Origin of the sequence: Sulfuricaulis sp., assembly GCF_040901545.1 — a bacterium.
GTDB lineage: Bacteria > Pseudomonadota > Gammaproteobacteria > Acidiferrobacterales > Sulfurifustaceae > Sulfuricaulis.
This window is the reverse complement of sequence record NZ_JBBDYL010000050.1, coordinates 1-13386: the sequence shown is the minus strand read 5'-3', so window position 1 is coordinate 13386 and position 13386 is coordinate 1. Positions and strand designations below refer to the sequence as shown.

General features: G+C 58.3%; 17 protein-coding genes. 8 read left to right on the top strand and 9 right to left on the bottom strand.

All coding sequences use genetic code 11. The features are described from left to right. Positions 1 to 98 precede the first annotated feature (98 nt). Genes WD823_RS10080 through WD823_RS10065 form a run of 4 tightly spaced genes read left to right on the top strand, consistent with a single transcriptional unit; the run spans position 99 to position 2467 of the window. Positions 99 to 431, top strand: coding sequence for a PepSY domain-containing protein (locus tag WD823_RS10080; protein WP_368429369.1), 333 nt, complete (start codon positions 99 to 101; stop codon positions 429 to 431). 5 nt (positions 432 to 436) lie between these two features. Beyond that, positions 437 to 1120, top strand: a complete 684-nt coding sequence (locus WD823_RS10075; protein ID WP_368429368.1) for a response regulator transcription factor — start codon at positions 437 to 439, stop codon at positions 1118 to 1120. Beyond that, a complete protein-coding gene (locus WD823_RS10070; protein WP_368429367.1) occupies positions 1120 to 2232 on the top strand; it encodes a hypothetical protein in 1113 nt (370 codons plus the stop codon). The genes WD823_RS10075 and WD823_RS10070 overlap by 1 nt, the downstream gene beginning before the upstream one ends. Beyond that, the gene (locus WD823_RS10065) at positions 2156 to 2467 is read left to right on the top strand and encodes an ATP-binding protein (protein WP_368429366.1); all 312 of its coding nucleotides are present in this window, start codon (positions 2156 to 2158) and stop codon (positions 2465 to 2467) included. Before WD823_RS10070 ends, WD823_RS10065 begins: the two co-directional genes overlap by 77 nt. Positions 2468 to 2637: 170 nt before the next feature. Here WD823_RS10065 and WD823_RS10060 read toward each other — a convergent pair whose 3' ends face one another. The 5 genes from WD823_RS10060 to WD823_RS10040 all read right to left on the bottom strand — a co-directional run bounded on the left by WD823_RS10060 (position 2638) and on the right by WD823_RS10040 (position 6804). After that, the gene (locus tag WD823_RS10060) at positions 2638 to 3708 is read right to left on the bottom strand and encodes a homoserine O-succinyltransferase (protein ID WP_368429365.1); all 1071 of its coding nucleotides are present in this window, start codon (positions 3706 to 3708) and stop codon (positions 2638 to 2640) included. Between the two features lie 8 nt (positions 3709 to 3716). Further along, positions 3717 to 4562: an ATPase gene (locus WD823_RS10055; protein WP_368429364.1), complete on the bottom strand. Its 846-nt coding sequence runs from the start codon at positions 4560 to 4562 to the stop codon at positions 3717 to 3719. Positions 4563 to 5028: 466 nt separating this feature from the next. Beyond that, positions 5029 to 5580, bottom strand: coding sequence for a hypothetical protein (locus WD823_RS10050; protein WP_368429363.1), 552 nt, complete (start codon positions 5578 to 5580; stop codon positions 5029 to 5031). A 194-nt stretch (positions 5581 to 5774) separates the two neighbouring features. Then, positions 5775 to 6431 carry a GMP/IMP nucleotidase gene (gene yrfG, locus WD823_RS10045; RefSeq protein WP_368429362.1) on the bottom strand — a complete coding sequence of 219 codons (657 nt, stop codon included), beginning with the start codon at positions 6429 to 6431 and terminating at the stop codon, positions 5775 to 5777. A 25-nt stretch (positions 6432 to 6456) separates the two neighbouring features. After that, a complete protein-coding gene (locus WD823_RS10040; RefSeq protein WP_368429361.1) occupies positions 6457 to 6804 on the bottom strand; it encodes an STAS/SEC14 domain-containing protein in 348 nt (115 codons plus the stop codon). 120 nt (positions 6805 to 6924) lie between these two features. On the opposite strand from WD823_RS10040, the gene nudE reads away from it, so the two are divergent. The 3 genes from nudE to WD823_RS10025 are packed head-to-tail and all read left to right on the top strand — an operon-like array spanning position 6925 to position 9747. Continuing rightward, positions 6925 to 7491, top strand: coding sequence for an ADP compounds hydrolase NudE (gene nudE / locus WD823_RS10035; RefSeq protein WP_368429360.1), 567 nt, complete (start codon positions 6925 to 6927; stop codon positions 7489 to 7491). A gap of 6 nt (positions 7492 to 7497) precedes the next feature. Beyond that, positions 7498 to 8304 carry a 3'(2'),5'-bisphosphate nucleotidase CysQ gene (gene cysQ, locus WD823_RS10030; protein ID WP_368429359.1) on the top strand — a complete coding sequence of 269 codons (807 nt, stop codon included), beginning with the start codon at positions 7498 to 7500 and terminating at the stop codon, positions 8302 to 8304. Further along, positions 8305 to 9747: an FGGY family carbohydrate kinase gene (locus WD823_RS10025; protein WP_368429358.1), complete on the top strand. Its 1443-nt coding sequence runs from the start codon at positions 8305 to 8307 to the stop codon at positions 9745 to 9747. A 12-nt stretch (positions 9748 to 9759) separates the two neighbouring features. Here WD823_RS10025 and WD823_RS10020 read toward each other — a convergent pair whose 3' ends face one another. Genes WD823_RS10020 through WD823_RS10010 form a run of 3 tightly spaced genes read right to left on the bottom strand, consistent with a single transcriptional unit; the run spans position 9760 to position 11767 of the window. Beyond that, positions 9760 to 10230: a cupin domain-containing protein gene (locus WD823_RS10020; protein WP_368429357.1), complete on the bottom strand. Its 471-nt coding sequence runs from the start codon at positions 10228 to 10230 to the stop codon at positions 9760 to 9762. 29 nt (positions 10231 to 10259) lie between these two features. Continuing rightward, on the bottom strand, positions 10260 to 10928 hold the full coding sequence (locus WD823_RS10015; RefSeq protein ID WP_368429356.1) for an ATP-binding protein: 669 nt from the start codon (positions 10926 to 10928) through the stop codon (positions 10260 to 10262). Then, positions 10925 to 11767, bottom strand: a complete 843-nt coding sequence (locus WD823_RS10010; protein WP_368429355.1) for a DUF4198 domain-containing protein — start codon at positions 11765 to 11767, stop codon at positions 10925 to 10927. The genes WD823_RS10015 and WD823_RS10010 overlap by 4 nt, the downstream gene beginning before the upstream one ends. 81 nt (positions 11768 to 11848) lie before the next feature. Here WD823_RS10010 and WD823_RS10005 point away from each other — a divergent pair, with 81 nt between their 5' ends. Beyond that, positions 11849 to 12982, top strand: a complete 1134-nt coding sequence (locus WD823_RS10005) for a HupE/UreJ family protein (protein WP_368429354.1) — start codon at positions 11849 to 11851, stop codon at positions 12980 to 12982. 7 nt (positions 12983 to 12989) lie between these two features. Here WD823_RS10005 and WD823_RS10000 read toward each other — a convergent pair. Then, the coding region (locus WD823_RS10000) for an RNA recognition motif domain-containing protein (RefSeq protein ID WP_368429353.1) at positions 12990 to 13386 on the bottom strand (397 nt) is incomplete at its 5' end.

The window sequence follows — 13386 nt, the reverse complement described above, 5'->3', positions numbered from 1 at the left end:
CGTGAGCCATGCCATTCTGCCGGTGCGTCTGACACGACAGTCGGCTAAGATGGACACGCGATGGTGACGACCGGAAAAAACGACGGGAATGGCGGATCATGACTCGACGGCTTTTCTTGGCCTGTCTCATGGCCGGCCTGGTCGTATCCATGGCCATGGATCCGGTCGCGGCGCGACGCGGTGGGCGCTCCGACCGCGACGACGATAATGACCACGGACGTCGCGATCGGAATGAACACCGTGAGTCACGCCGTGATGAGGAGGATTCACTTGACGAGGCGGTAGCCCGTGTCAGGCGTGAGACCGGCGGGCGCGTACTGTCGGCCGAGAAACGCGGTCGGCGTGGAGACACCACTTATCGTATCAAGGTTTTGTTGCCGAACGGTTCGGTGCGCTTCTTCGATGTCGCGCCGCGCCACGAGAAGGACTGAGTGCAGTGCGTCTCCTGATCATCGAAGACGAAAATGCCTTGCGCCGGCAGTTGGGTGAACAATTGCGCGCCGCGGGTTATGTCGTCGACATGGCGGCTAACGGCAATGACGGGCTGGTGCAAGGCCGAGAGTATCCCTTTGACCTGGCGGTGGTGGATATCGGCCTGCCTGACATGAGCGGGATCGAAGTCATTCGTAGCTGGCGCAAACTCGAAAGACGATTTCCAGTACTGATCCTTACCGCCCGGGGACGGTGGCAAGACAAGGTCTCGGGACTCGAGGCGGGTGCGGATGATTATCTGGTTAAACCCTTTCATATCGAGGAATTGCTCGCGCGCGTCAATGCCTTGTTGCGCCGAGCCGCCGGACTCGCCCAACCCATCCTGAACTGCGGGCCGATTGTGCTCGACACCGCAGCGCAGTCGGTGCGCGTAAATAAACGCCCGCTCGAATTGACCGCCTTCGAATACAAGATCCTCGAGTATCTGATGTTGCATGCCGGCGAAGTGGTATCGAAGACGACGCTCACCGAGCATGTTTACGATCAGGACTTCGACCGCGACAGTAACGTTATCGAGGTATTTATCGGCCGCTTGCGCAAGAAACTGGACCCCGGGGACCGTCTCAACCCCATCGAAACCCTGCGTGGTCGCGGTTATCGCTTTACGCTGCCTTGCGGGCAAAACTGATGCGTTCGCTGCGCGCGCGATTGTTGCTGGTGTCGGCGGTGGTGCTGGCCGGATTTCTCGGCCTGTCCGGCCTCGCGCTCGACCAGGCGTTTCGTGGCAGCGCAGAAAGCGCGCTGCGGGAACGGTTGCAAGGTCATCTTTATGCCCTGCTGGCCGCGGCCGATCTTAATGCCCGTGGTGCGCTGGAATTGCCCGTCGAACTGCCCGAACCGCGCTTTAATCTTATCGGTTCGGGGTTGTTCGCCGAGGTACACGATGCCACCGGCACGGCCGTTTGGCGTTCTCCTTCGGCCCTCGGCATTTCGTTGGACACCGTAGCCGAGCCCCCGCCGGGCGAGCGCGTGTTCCGGATAACGTCACGCGACGACACGCCGGAGCGATTGATATTGAGCTTTACCACCCGCTGGGAACTCAGCGGACAATCCGCACGCACTTACGTTTTTCATGTGGGCGAGCGACTCGATGAGCACCTGGCGGAAATCCAGCAGTTTCGCCGCACTCTATTCGGTTGGCTGGCGGCGGCCACGTTGTTGCTGCTCGTGTTCCAGGCTTTGATTTTGCGCTGGGGGTTGGCGCCGCTGAGGCGGCTGGCGCAAGACCTTTCCGAGATGGAAACCGGCCGTACGCAAACCTTGCATGGCCGCTATCCGGCTGAGTTGCAGCCGTTGGCAGATAACCTCAATACCCTGCTGGTCAATGCGCGGGCGCATCTGGAACGCTACCGCGATTCGCTGGGTAATCTCGCCCACAGCCTCAAGACGCCGCTCGCCGTGCTGCGTGCCACGGTCGAGACGAAAACACCGGTGGAGGTGTTGCGCGTGGTGACTCAGGAACAACTGCAAAACATGAACGATATCGTCGAGTATCAATTACAGCGCGGCCGTTGCCGGTCGCACCGCCTTGAGCGCCCCGTTGCCGGTCGCACCCACGGCACAAAAAATTCTTTCCGCGCTGGGAAAGGTATATGGGTCGAAGTCCATCCGCGCGGAACTCGACATATCCTCCGACGTGATTTTCCACGGCGACGAAGGCGACTTGCTGGAGGTACTCGGCAATCTCGCGGACAACGCGTTCAAGTGGGCCAAGGCACGCGTATGCATCGAGGCGCATAATGAATCGGGAGACAAATCGGGACCGCGCTTTACGCTGCGAGTTGAAGACGATGGCCCGGGTATTGAGCCCGATCAGGTGTCCCTGGTTCGTGCCCGCGGCGCCCGCGCGGATGCGGCCACGCCGGGGCATGGACTGGGATTGGCCATGGTGCAGGAGGTCGTTCAACTGTATGGCGGTGTACTGGAGATATCACGCAGTCCTCTCGGCGGTGCCGCCGTGGAAGTTCGTTTGTAAAACTATTCGTATGTTTCGAAGATCTCTGGAGATTGACATATGACACGTTGCGGTCCGTGACGCGGAGAGACGATTTGTCGACATACAGTCCTATGGGCGTTCCCTTCGCGCCGACCTGAAGCGGAAAAGCCGTAAAGAAAAGTAAACCACCCGCTTGAGGCCGGGCGTCATTACTTTTTCAACCCCAGCGGGTCGTTGAGGTCCACGTTATCCTGGAATGGTTGCTTCCGGTCGATGTTGGTGACCTGATATACCTTGCCGATCCAGTTATTGATCACGGCTTCGGCCGTGTCATGCCAGGTGTTATCCAAATTGGCCATCACGTAGGATTCCGGCAATTCTGGCGGTAACTTCTTCCGTGTTAGTGCCGCGATTACCCGTTCCCGGTGTTCGTCGAGCACCGCCTGGCACCGGAGCGTAAAATAATTTTCCGGAGATGGCGGATAATCTTCGCGCTCACCTTGGATGAAGCGGTTGACCTCGCGTTTGTATTCCTTGTAGAGACTGATCGTGTCGTATTCCGGGTGCCCCTGGAGGAAAATCAGCCGAAAACGATCTTCACTCACGGCCAGATGCACCCCCGCGATTTCGCTTTCAACGAGAATGGGCAATCCCGCGGTTTCGAATTGTTCGCGGTCAATCTGGTTGAATCGCGAGTGCGGCACATCGAAACGCGTGTTGACGTCACTCACCAGCGGGTGCTTGCGGTCTATCACACGATGGGAATAGACCCCCCAGCGCTTGAAACCCTGATGCCGGCGTTTTTTTCCATAACGAAACTGCAGTACCGCGTGTGTTGCCAGACACGAACACAGCGTGGAAGTAACGTTGTCATGGGCCCAATCGATCACCTTGATAAGCGGCTTCCAAAATGGTTCAAGCGACAAATCCGGCTGAGTCACGTTTGCGCCGGTAATGATTAGCGCGTCCAGCCCTTGTTCCTTCATTTGGTCGAAGGTTTCGTAATACTGGTTAACGTAGCGTTCGGCTTCCGCGCTGCGGTGGAGTTCCTTCAGCGTGAACGGATGCATGTAGAACTGGGCAATCTGGTTGGACTCACCCACCAGTCGAAAGAATTGCCGTTCGGTGGCGGCCAGTGAGGCATCCGGCATCATGTTAAGCAGCCCGATGTGCAGTTCGCGGATGTCCTGGTGCAGCGCCACATCGCCCGGCAGGACATTCTCGCCTTCCTGCATGAGGCGATCAAAAGTGGGCAGTTTCGAATTGGCAACCAGCGGCATGGCGGAAATTAAGCTTGTCTTTCCAGCACTTTTTCCACGAGGCGCAAGAAGCCGGCCTCATCCCGCACTTCCTTGAGCTCATCGGTGCTGAGGGTGTAGCCATGCTGATCCGCAATGGCTTGATAGCGTGGAATGCGCGATTGAAACAGGCGCGGAAACGACCAGCGCACAAAATCATCCGGGTCGATCTGCGCCACATAGGACAATTTTTTTTCGCGCAGATAAATCTCGAGTAGTTCGTCCAGGAACGCCTCGCGGTAGTAAAGCGGCTTCGGATCCTCCTCCGCGCGGTGAATCAGGTCCTGTTCATCTTTTTCGTTCGCCTTGATATACAGGATCATCGTATGATCGGCCAGCACTTTGAGCGTAGGCGCGTCTTCCAGTTCACACAGCGAGCCGCCGGCGTCATTGACGAAATGCCGATAGCCGTAGATCTCTCCCGCCTTGTGGATGAATCCCGGGACGTCGCGCATGGCCGCGATTTCCGCTTGCCGGTGCAGTTCCTGGCGGCGCTTGAATTCCTTGAGGCCGAGACCGCCTTTTTCCGGGTCACCCAATTTTCCCAGGAAGCTCGATACCGGCTGCAGATTATCCACGGTGATATTATTCAAGATGTAAATGGAATCCGAGCGCAGCAATTCACGCAGGAACGGCACCTGCATCGCCTGCTGCTTGATATGGTCGAGTATCGGTTCGTCCAGATAACGCGTGCCGATGCGGTAGTCCCCGGAATAATGGAACCAGTTTCGTTTGCGCAGCTTCGCGGCCAAGCGCGTCTTGCCGACCCCGGACATGCCGAGGAGCGTGATGCATTTGTTGTCCCAGTCCTTGAATGCTTTTGCGCTTAATTTCATTTTGTTCCGACGTTCCGGACGTTCCGCAGGGGGTCCAGCTATTGTATGACAGGAACGGTGCGATCGCCTGTGACATCCGGGGTGGAATCCTGGACGGCGGTCAGCCTCGCCTCCAGAAGATCGCTGCACCGACAACAGGTTTTTCCGGACACCCTAACAAATAACCACGATTCTCGCCATTGCGGTCCGGCGCGCCTTCCCGTAAGGGAGTGGACCGGCAATATCGGGGAGTAATGAATCGGCTAAGCCAAAGTGACCGAACCGGTAATTTTCGTGGCTGGCATTTCATGCACGGGAGCCGAAGTCACAAGCATCTCGTGCGAATGGAAAACTCATCGCAGGACCGCGTCGGCACAAATTGCAAGCGATGCGGAAGGGCAACCGGGACAACCTGGCATGGGCATGGCCCCACCGGTCATTGATACCGGTAGGCCGGACGGTTACTCGGTTGGCGGTATGGCGGTTATTAGCCCGACGCTAACTGAAGCGTAAAGACATTACCCAATGCTTTGCGGATTTCATTTATCGTAAGGTGTTTCCCTTTCTCCGGATAATCCCATAATCCACAGCTCAGGCGAAAAACCTCCGGCTGCTTTTCCGAACGCAGGTTCAGGCGCGTGGCATAAGTCTGGACGCTTGAACCGCCGTTGCTTATGCCGATCCCGATGCCGATGGAAAGACCCGCCAGCTTGGTCTGGCCGGCATCCACGCTGTGATCGATTTGCTGCACGACTTTCACGATTGAAAAGGTATCGGCCTGAATGGGTTGCGGGTCATCTCGAATCTTCAGCACTTCAAATTTGCAGTAGGGATAATACTGGTTGATCTGGGACTGTGTCTGGATTTGACCGTTTTGCAGCAGGAAGCCCGCCAGATTCGGCGGAATGACCGCGTTCTGATTCAGCGTCAACGTCGAACCAACCGGGATCGTGTAATAGGGTGAATTTTCATTCCCCACATACGCGGTTTGGCAGGCTGAAAGCAGGACGCTCGTCGCAAGGAGGATGAGGCGCTTCATGTCGGTCTCCTTTCCAATTGTTTGGGAACGCTACAATGATACTTACGCTTTCGTTTGACACCCAATAGCCATAGATAATTCCACTCCTCCCGCTTTCCGGCATGGGTTGTTATCTGGGCCGCACGGAACCGCTTGGCATCTGTTTGCTTCCCCGCTTCCGATCGGTCATGGACACAACGTGATTTTGGCAGATTTCAGTGACTGGGCATGATTTCCCGGAAACTGCGGATGGCGCGGAATTCGCTGCTATCCTTCTCGGGCATCCTGGAATCCGGCTGGCAGACGGTGAGCAGCTGGCCGATGCCGTAGCGGCTCGCCGCGCGTAACACCGGCAAACTGTCGTCGATGAGCAACGTGGCTGCCTTGTCAAACGGCTCGACCTCCTGCAGCCTTCCCCAGAAGCCCACGTGTTCCTTCGGTATGCCGAGATCATGCGCGCACACCACGGCATCGAAGTGATCGCCCAGTTGTGTGCGCCGGAATTTGATGGCCAGCGCCTTGCCGTGGGCGTTGGTCACCAGGACGACACGTTTTTTAAGTGATTTAACCGCATCCAGAAAATCAATTACGTACGGGTGCACGGCAATCAGGTGAGTGACCTCTTCCTTGAGTTGCGGAATGTCGAGCTCGAGTTCCCGGCTCCAGTAATCCACGCAGTACCAGTCAAGCGTCCCTTCCGCGCGCCGGTATCGCGCCAGAACCTCCTCCCTGGCCGCCTCAAGCGGGAGTCGGCGTGCTTCGGCATAGCGCCGGGGCACGTGCTCGAGCCAGAAATGGTTGTCGTAATGGAGATCGAGCAGGGTTCCGTCGAGATCGAGTAACAGAGTGCCGAGGTCGTTCCAGTTGAGCATGATTAGGGCGCCTGAGGACGGAGTTTCAGGCACCGTGCAACCAGGTTGCGGCGGCGGAGATGTCTTCGAAATGTTTGATTTCGGCATCGGTGAATGCACTCGGCAACCACCCGAGCCACGTCACCCATATTCGGCTCGTGACCACGGCAATGCGCTTGAAGTCGTGCGCATGGGTGCGGGTAAACTTGATGTCCTCCCACATGACATCCACGGAGTATCCGGACATGTTGGTCAGGTCGAACAGCAGCTTGATCTTGGTACCGCGCTTTAATTCATTATTGACGGCGGATTCGAATTCCCGGAAATCCGCCAGGGTCAGCTCGGCATAAACCATCGCTTTAAGCAGGTCCTTTTCTTCTTCGATTACGATCATTCGATCATAATGTTCCGGTTGAAGTTTTGAAATTCCGATACGGGACAAGCATATACCCGAACGGTTAGCAGGGGAAATTCGCGATTTTATTCGCCAGTCAAAAGGATTAACCTTGTCGCTATGAGCCACCACGCACGCCATGGCAACAAACCGGTGGTCACCCGCACTGAAACGATTGCCCAAACCCGGCTGTTCCGGGTCGAGCAGGTAGACCTGCGTTTCGCCAACGGGCGTGAAGTGAGATTCGAGCGCCTGCGCAGTTCACCGTTCGGTGCCGTGCTGATCGTGCCCATGCTGGACGACACGACCGTGTTGCTCATACGCGAATACGCCGCGGGCGTGGAGCGCTATGAACTTGCTCTGCCCAAGGGTCTGATCGAGGCAGGCGAAACGCTGATCGAGGCGGCCAATCGCGAAATCATGGAAGAAATAGGCTATGGAGCCCGGCGGCTGACACACCTCAAGTCGGTGACGCTGGCACCGGGCTATTTCAATCATGTTACCCATATCGTCCTGGCGCAAGAGCTTTATCCCCAGCGTTTGGAAGGAGATGAACCCGAGGAAATCGAGACGATCCCCTGGAGTCTTGAGCGTCTGGATGATCTCTTCACCGAAGCGGAATGCACCGAGGCACGCTCGATTGCGGCGCTGTTTCTTGTCCGGGAGCAGTTTGCTATAAAACGCTGAATACGCATGACGAACTTCAATCCTGGTGATTATCTGTCCGCCGCCGTCGAAATCGCGCGCACCGGGGGCAAGCGAATACTTGAATTTTACACGCCTGGAATCAGAATCGAACAGAAGACGGATCGTTCGCCATTGACCGAGGCCGACCGCGCCGCGGATGAAATCATCGAAAGACGTCTGAGGGCGCTTACGCCCGACATCCCGGCGTTATCGGAAGAATCGGCCGTGATAAAGTATGAATTGCGCTCAGGCTGGAAGCGGTTCTGGCTCGTGGACCCGCTGGATGGCACGAAGGAATTCATCACTCATAATGATGAATTTACCGTGAATATCGCCCTGATCGATGGCGACAAACCTGTGTTGGGCGTGGTGCACGCACCGGTGGCGGATCTCACCTATTTCGCCTGTACCGGCCAGCCCGCGTTTAAACAAAGGGGGGAGGAGGGAGCACGGACTATCCGGGCACGCCGTTACGAGGGTGGGAAACCGATCATCACCACCAGCCGCTCGCATGCCGATAATGGAACAGCGGCGTTTTTAAAAAATATCGGCGAACATGACGCGGTTGCTTTGGGCAGTTCACTTAAATTCTGCCTGGTGGCGGAAGGCACGGTGGATTTGTATCCGCGTCTGGGCCCTACGATGGAATGGGACACGGCGGCGGCGCAGTGTATCGTGGAGGCCGCCGGCGGTCGCGTGACCGACCTCAACCGCCGACCGCTGACTTACAACAAACCATCCCTGCTCAATCCCTCATTTCTAGTGAGTGGCGCCGGCGATTACGACTGGTATCGATATCTTCCCGCCGTGTAAATGGCGTGCGCATCCGCGACACCGTCGAACCCACTTTATCTCTGCATTGACCAGGGCGGTCATGCGAGCCGCGCGCTGGTGTTCGACAGCCGCGGTGTATTGCATGCCAGCTCGCTGCGCGAAGTCGGCGTCCACGTACCGCAGCCGGATCGGCTGGAGCAGGATCCGGAGGAATTAGTCGCTTCGCTGCATGCGGTGATCGTGGAAGCAGTGGCTTCCCTCGGTGACAAAGCCGATCGCATCGTCGGCGCCGGTATCGCCACGCAGCGCTCGAGCATCGTCTGTTGGGACCGGCGCACGGGCGCGGTGCTGTCATCCGTCATCAGCTGGCAGGACCGGCGCGCGCACGAGTGGCTTTCCCGGTTAGCCGCACAGGGGAATGAGGTCAAGCGGCGTACGGGCCTGATGCTCTCGGCGCATTACGGCGCTTCCAAGTTGCGCTGGTGCCTCGATCATCTGCCGGCGGTGACGGCGGCCCGGCGCGAAGGACACCTCGCCATGGGACCGCTCGCCAGTTTTCTGCTGTTCCGGTTGCTCGAGGAAAAGCCGTTGCTGGCCGATCCTGCCAACGCTGCGCGCACGCTGCTGTGGAATATCCGCACCATGGATTGGGATCCGTGGCTGCTCGAGCGGTTCGGCGTTCCCAAGGAGCCGCTGCCGCGCTGTGTGCCCACGCATCATCCCTTCGGCATCCTGCGCGCGAAAGAACGTCGCATCCCATTGATCGTCGCCACCGGCGATCAGTCAGCGGCGCTGTTTTCGCTCGGTGCCCTGCAACCAGGCGCCGCTTATATCAACATGGGTACCGGGGCCTTCATCCAGCGCGCCTTCAAGCAGGTTCCTGAGGCCGACGGTCTTCTTGCCGGGATGGTTTACTTTGACACGGACCGGGCCGTCTTCGTGCTGGAAGGCACCGTCAACGGTGCCGGTGCGGCGCTTCAATGGGCGGAACAGGAATGGGGACTTGAAAACATCGAAGCGTATTTACCCGAGTGGCTGGCACGCGCAGGCGATGTTCCGCTTTTTCTCAATGGCCTCGGCGGTCTGGGGGCGCCGTACTGGGTGGCGGAGTTCGACTCTCGCTTGATCGGTAATGGCGAGCCGTGGCAGAAAGCGGTGGCGGTGGCGGAATCCATCATGTTTTTGTTGCAAGTGAATTTCGAGATCATGCAAAAATTTCCACCGGTTCCGACAAACATTGTTGCCACCGGAGGGTTGGCGGGGCTTGACGGGTTATGCCAGCGATTGGCTGATCTGAGCGGATTGCCGGTTTACCGGCCGGCGGAGCATGAAGCCACCGCGCGCGGGACGGCGTATCTGCTGGCGGGATTTCCCGGTGATTGGCCGGAGGAAAAACCGGGCACGCCGTTCAAGCCGAAACAAAATACCGGACTCAGGCAACGCTATCAGCGCTGGCGCGCGGAGATGCAACGCGCGCTATAGAGCCGCCGGTCGTCAGGGTTTGTCCGCGACCAGAATGGGGTCCTTCGGGCCGGGCGCGGGGCTGTAGACGACGAGCGCCGCCGCCGGTTTCGCTCCGCGGTGAATGTATGCGTGTATCGTCCCGCGTTCGATGTGAATGACGTCGCCGGCTTTGACAGGGCGCGTCTCCTTGCCTATACGAATGTCACCTTCGCCACGCAGCAGGAAAACAGCGATATCGCTGTCGGCGTGCCAGTGCAGCGGCTCGCGGTCACGCACCTGCACCAGGACGTTCGATGAGCGCGCGTTGCGGGACAACTCCATGACCTTGATGTTTTCCCCGCTGCCCAGCGGGTTGGCGGCGAGCAGTTGACTGAAATCGGTTTGTCGCAGCACATGCTCCTGGCCCTGTTGTGGTCCGAGCCATTGACCTGCGTGACTGGCGTTGATGCAAAGGACGGCGTAAAGCAACAGACCGGATACCGCCAGCAAAAGTATTTTCATCGGCGTTTCCTTGAAGAAGAACGGGTTGTTCATGCCGGCAGAAGGTCGGCGAAGACGAAGCCGTCGCGTTCCACCACTTCGCCCACCCGCACGGTGATCGGTTCGGCGAACATCGGACCTGCGTGACAGAAGCTGTGAAACTCTCCGTTCTCGCCGCAGGGATCGACCTCCGGCGGCAGTTGCTCGAGCAGGGTCTCGTCAAACGCGCGCCCGGCGAATCCGCGCGCCAGGCGTTTGGGATCCACGCAGCTCAGCTTGGCGCGCAACCCAGCGCGTACCATCTGGCGCGCCAGTCGCTTCGTGTCCAGGCCCCAGATCGGAAATACCGGCGCGATGCCCGTGCCGGCAAGCTGTTTGATGCGGTAGGCGCGGATGCCCTCGAGAAACAGGTCGCCGAAGGCCATGTGCGTGACGCCGGCCGCGGTCGCGCGTTCGATGAGCGCGCGCATGCGTTTTTCGTATTCCACGTTCGGGCAAGGGTGCGGCAGCGGCACGTGCCACAGCGGCAGACCGGCGGCCGCGGCCTGCGCCGCGAGCAATTCCTCGCGCACGCCGTGCATGGCCACGCGCGCGAAGTTTTCGTTGACGGTGGTGACGAGTCCGACAATCTCGTATTTGTTCTGCTGGCGCAGGACGTGCAGCGTCCAGGCGCTGTCCTTGCCGCTCGACCACGACAACAGCAGCTTCGGTTTGCTCATGGATTTCCTCCCGGCCGCTCAAAGCTGAGCGAGGCCCAGATGCTTTCCCATTGCGCGTCGGAGCCGGAGGGAGCCGGGATCATGTGCACGGCGGTCACGAGCCAGGTGCCGCGGAGCTTGAAATCAAAGGTCACGCGTCCTTCCCGGTCGGTGCGTGCTTTGAGCTTGTCGAGCGGTGCGGCCTTGTTGAATGCCACGACCAGCGCGCCGGCGAGCGGCCGATTTTCGTACCGCAGACGGAAAGGAATCGGTCCCTTGTCGGTATATGGACTCTTTTCCGCTATCAATTCGATGCGGAAGCCCAGCACCCGATCAGACGGTGTCGTGGCAGCGCCGTTCATGAGCAACGCCTTGGCCGAACGCGAATAGTTTTCCGTGATTTTCCCTTTCGATGGCTCGCTCTTGTTCAGCAGCGCCAGGTTTCGCTCCAGCCCTTCCTTGATCAAATACTTTTCGAATTCCTCCGCGGTATCGAAGGTCACGGTGAATTTCGTGCTGCGGTAGCCGATGACCGTCAACCCCGTGGCCGAGATCGGCACCGTGCCAGCCGGATCGTCGCCCGGCAGCCCGAGCACGGGTTTCTCTCCCTGGGCGTTGACATAAACATAGCGTTCGAACCATTCCGGGATATACGGCGCCGGATCCCCCTTGAAATCCATGCCCACATAAAGATGCACGGGAACTTTCTGTCCCACGGCTGGACGGAAGCTCTCGGGTTCGATCCAGAAATCATGCGCCAATGCGGGATGGAGGAAGCAGACGAAAGCTAGCGGCACCGCGAACCAGATGCGCGGAACGGTATTTTTTCCAGTAGACTGACGGTGCTTTCGAAAGAACATGACGATGTCGCATGCTGGCGTGTGTGCAGCATAACATGGCGCGCCATACACCCGTACGCGAGGTACTTTTATTTACGTGCCATGAAGATAATCCGTTTCATAGCAGTGCCGTTGGTACTGGCGTATGTTTGTGGGCCGCTCGTGGCTTCCGCTCATGAAATACGACCGGCTATCGTAACGGTAACATTCAAAGCGGATGGGCGTTATCTCATCGACATTACCGCCAACATGGAAGCGGTGCTCGCCGGTATCAACCCCGTCCATTCTGATACCGACGAATCACCGAATGCACAGTCTTACAATCAGCTGCGTGCGTTGTCCCCCGCGGATCTCAAAACGCGTATCCAGAATTTCGCCATTACATTTCTTGATGGAATCGTCGTCGAATTCGACGGCGTTCGTGGCAAACCGGTGCCTGAATCTATCGAAGTGCCGGACACCGGCGATTTGCAACGCGCGCGGTTAACCACGCTCCATCTGTCGGGAACGATTCCATCCGGTGCCGGTGAATTCCGCTGGACCTATCCAGCGGAATTCGGTTCCAGCGTGCTGCGCCTGCAACGGGAAGGCCGCGAAGGTTTGACGGCGTTCTGGCTCAAGGAAGGAACCCGGAGTGAGCCGTACCGTTTGACCGGGGAAGCCAAGGTCGTCTCGCGGATCGAGGTGGTCGAGCAATACACCGTGCTCGGCTTCACCCATATCCTGCCCAAAGGGTTGGACCATATTCTGTTTGTGCTCGGTTTGTTTTTGTTGAGCACGAAATGGAAGCCATTGCTGATCCAGGTCACGTCATTTACGGTGGCCCACACCATCACGCTGGGGTTGAGTATCTACGGCTTCATCTCACTTTCGCCCAACATCGTGGAACCGCTGATCGCGGCATCAATCGTGTACGTCGCGATTGAGAACGTGCTCACCACGGAATTGAAACCCTGGCGTGCGTTCGTTGTTTTCGGGTTCGGTCTGTTGCATGGAATGGGATTTGCCGGCGTGTTGGCCGAGATCGGTCTGCCACGATCGGAGTTTCTCACGGCCTTGCTGACATTCAATCTCGGTGTGGAATTCGGGCAGCTCGCCGTTATCGCGTTGGCCTATTTGCTGATCGGGGCATGGGGGAAGGAAAAAGCCTGGTACCGGCCACGGGTCGTGCGGCCTGTTTCCCTGCTGATCGCGGCTGTCGGATTTTACTGGGCGATCGAGCGGACGATTGGTTGAGGCGGCATCAACCAAAATTCTGTTGCTGACCGAGCGAGGGTGGAAGTGCGTCACTGTAGCGGCGTCGCGAGCCGGTTAGGCGTCGTTCCCCGCCTTCCCATCGATTGTTTTTCCTGCGCCGGTCCGGTTGCGCGCGGTAGACACACTCGCGCACCTCGATGGCGCTGCCTTTCAGATTGGTGTTGTGCAGGCTGACGATGGCCTCATAGGCCGCCTCCTCGGGCACCAGATAAACGTGGCCATAACCAAGCGGCAGCCCGGTCTCCGAATCGCGCTTGATGAGGATGTTGATAATGGTTCCGTAGCCGTCAAACAGATCGAGAAAATCGTCCATTGTGACACCAGCGGGAATGTTGCCCACAAAGATGTTCATTCCTGCACCCCGTTCATTCCTGCACCCCGTT

Bases quoted from the DNA above. Each gene is read 5' to 3' on its own strand.
- WD823_RS10055 (WP_368429364.1), bottom strand. From the start codon at position 4,562: ATGAAATTAAGCGCAAAAGCATTCAAGGACTGGGACAACAAATGCATC.
- WD823_RS10080 (WP_368429369.1), top strand. From the start codon at position 99: ATGACTCGACGGCTTTTCTTGGCCTGTCTCATGGCCGGCCTGGTCGTA.
- WD823_RS10020 (WP_368429357.1), bottom strand. From the start codon at position 10,230: ATGAAAATACTTTTGCTGGCGGTATCCGGTCTGTTGCTTTACGCCGTC.
- WD823_RS10015 (WP_368429356.1), bottom strand. From the start codon at position 10,928: ATGAGCAAACCGAAGCTGCTGTTGTCGTGGTCGAGCGGCAAGGACAGC.
- cysQ (WP_368429359.1), top strand. From the start codon at position 7,498: ATGACGAACTTCAATCCTGGTGATTATCTGTCCGCCGCCGTCGAAATC.
- WD823_RS10010 (WP_368429355.1), bottom strand. From the start codon at position 11,767: ATGTTCTTTCGAAAGCACCGTCAGTCTACTGGAAAAAATACCGTTCCG.
- yrfG (WP_368429362.1), bottom strand. From the start codon at position 6,431: ATGCTCAACTGGAACGACCTCGGCACTCTGTTACTCGATCTCGACGGA.
- nudE (WP_368429360.1), top strand. From the start codon at position 6,925: ATGAGCCACCACGCACGCCATGGCAACAAACCGGTGGTCACCCGCACT.
- WD823_RS10050 (WP_368429363.1), bottom strand. From the start codon at position 5,580: ATGAAGCGCCTCATCCTCCTTGCGACGAGCGTCCTGCTTTCAGCCTGC.
- WD823_RS10005 (WP_368429354.1), top strand. From the start codon at position 11,849: ATGAAGATAATCCGTTTCATAGCAGTGCCGTTGGTACTGGCGTATGTT.
- WD823_RS10070 (WP_368429367.1), top strand. From the start codon at position 1,120: ATGCGTTCGCTGCGCGCGCGATTGTTGCTGGTGTCGGCGGTGGTGCTG.
- WD823_RS10060 (WP_368429365.1), bottom strand. From the start codon at position 3,708: ATGCCGCTGGTTGCCAATTCGAAACTGCCCACTTTTGATCGCCTCATG.
- WD823_RS10040 (WP_368429361.1), bottom strand. From the start codon at position 6,804: ATGATCGTAATCGAAGAAGAAAAGGACCTGCTTAAAGCGATGGTTTAT.
- WD823_RS10025 (WP_368429358.1), top strand. From the start codon at position 8,305: ATGGCGTGCGCATCCGCGACACCGTCGAACCCACTTTATCTCTGCATT.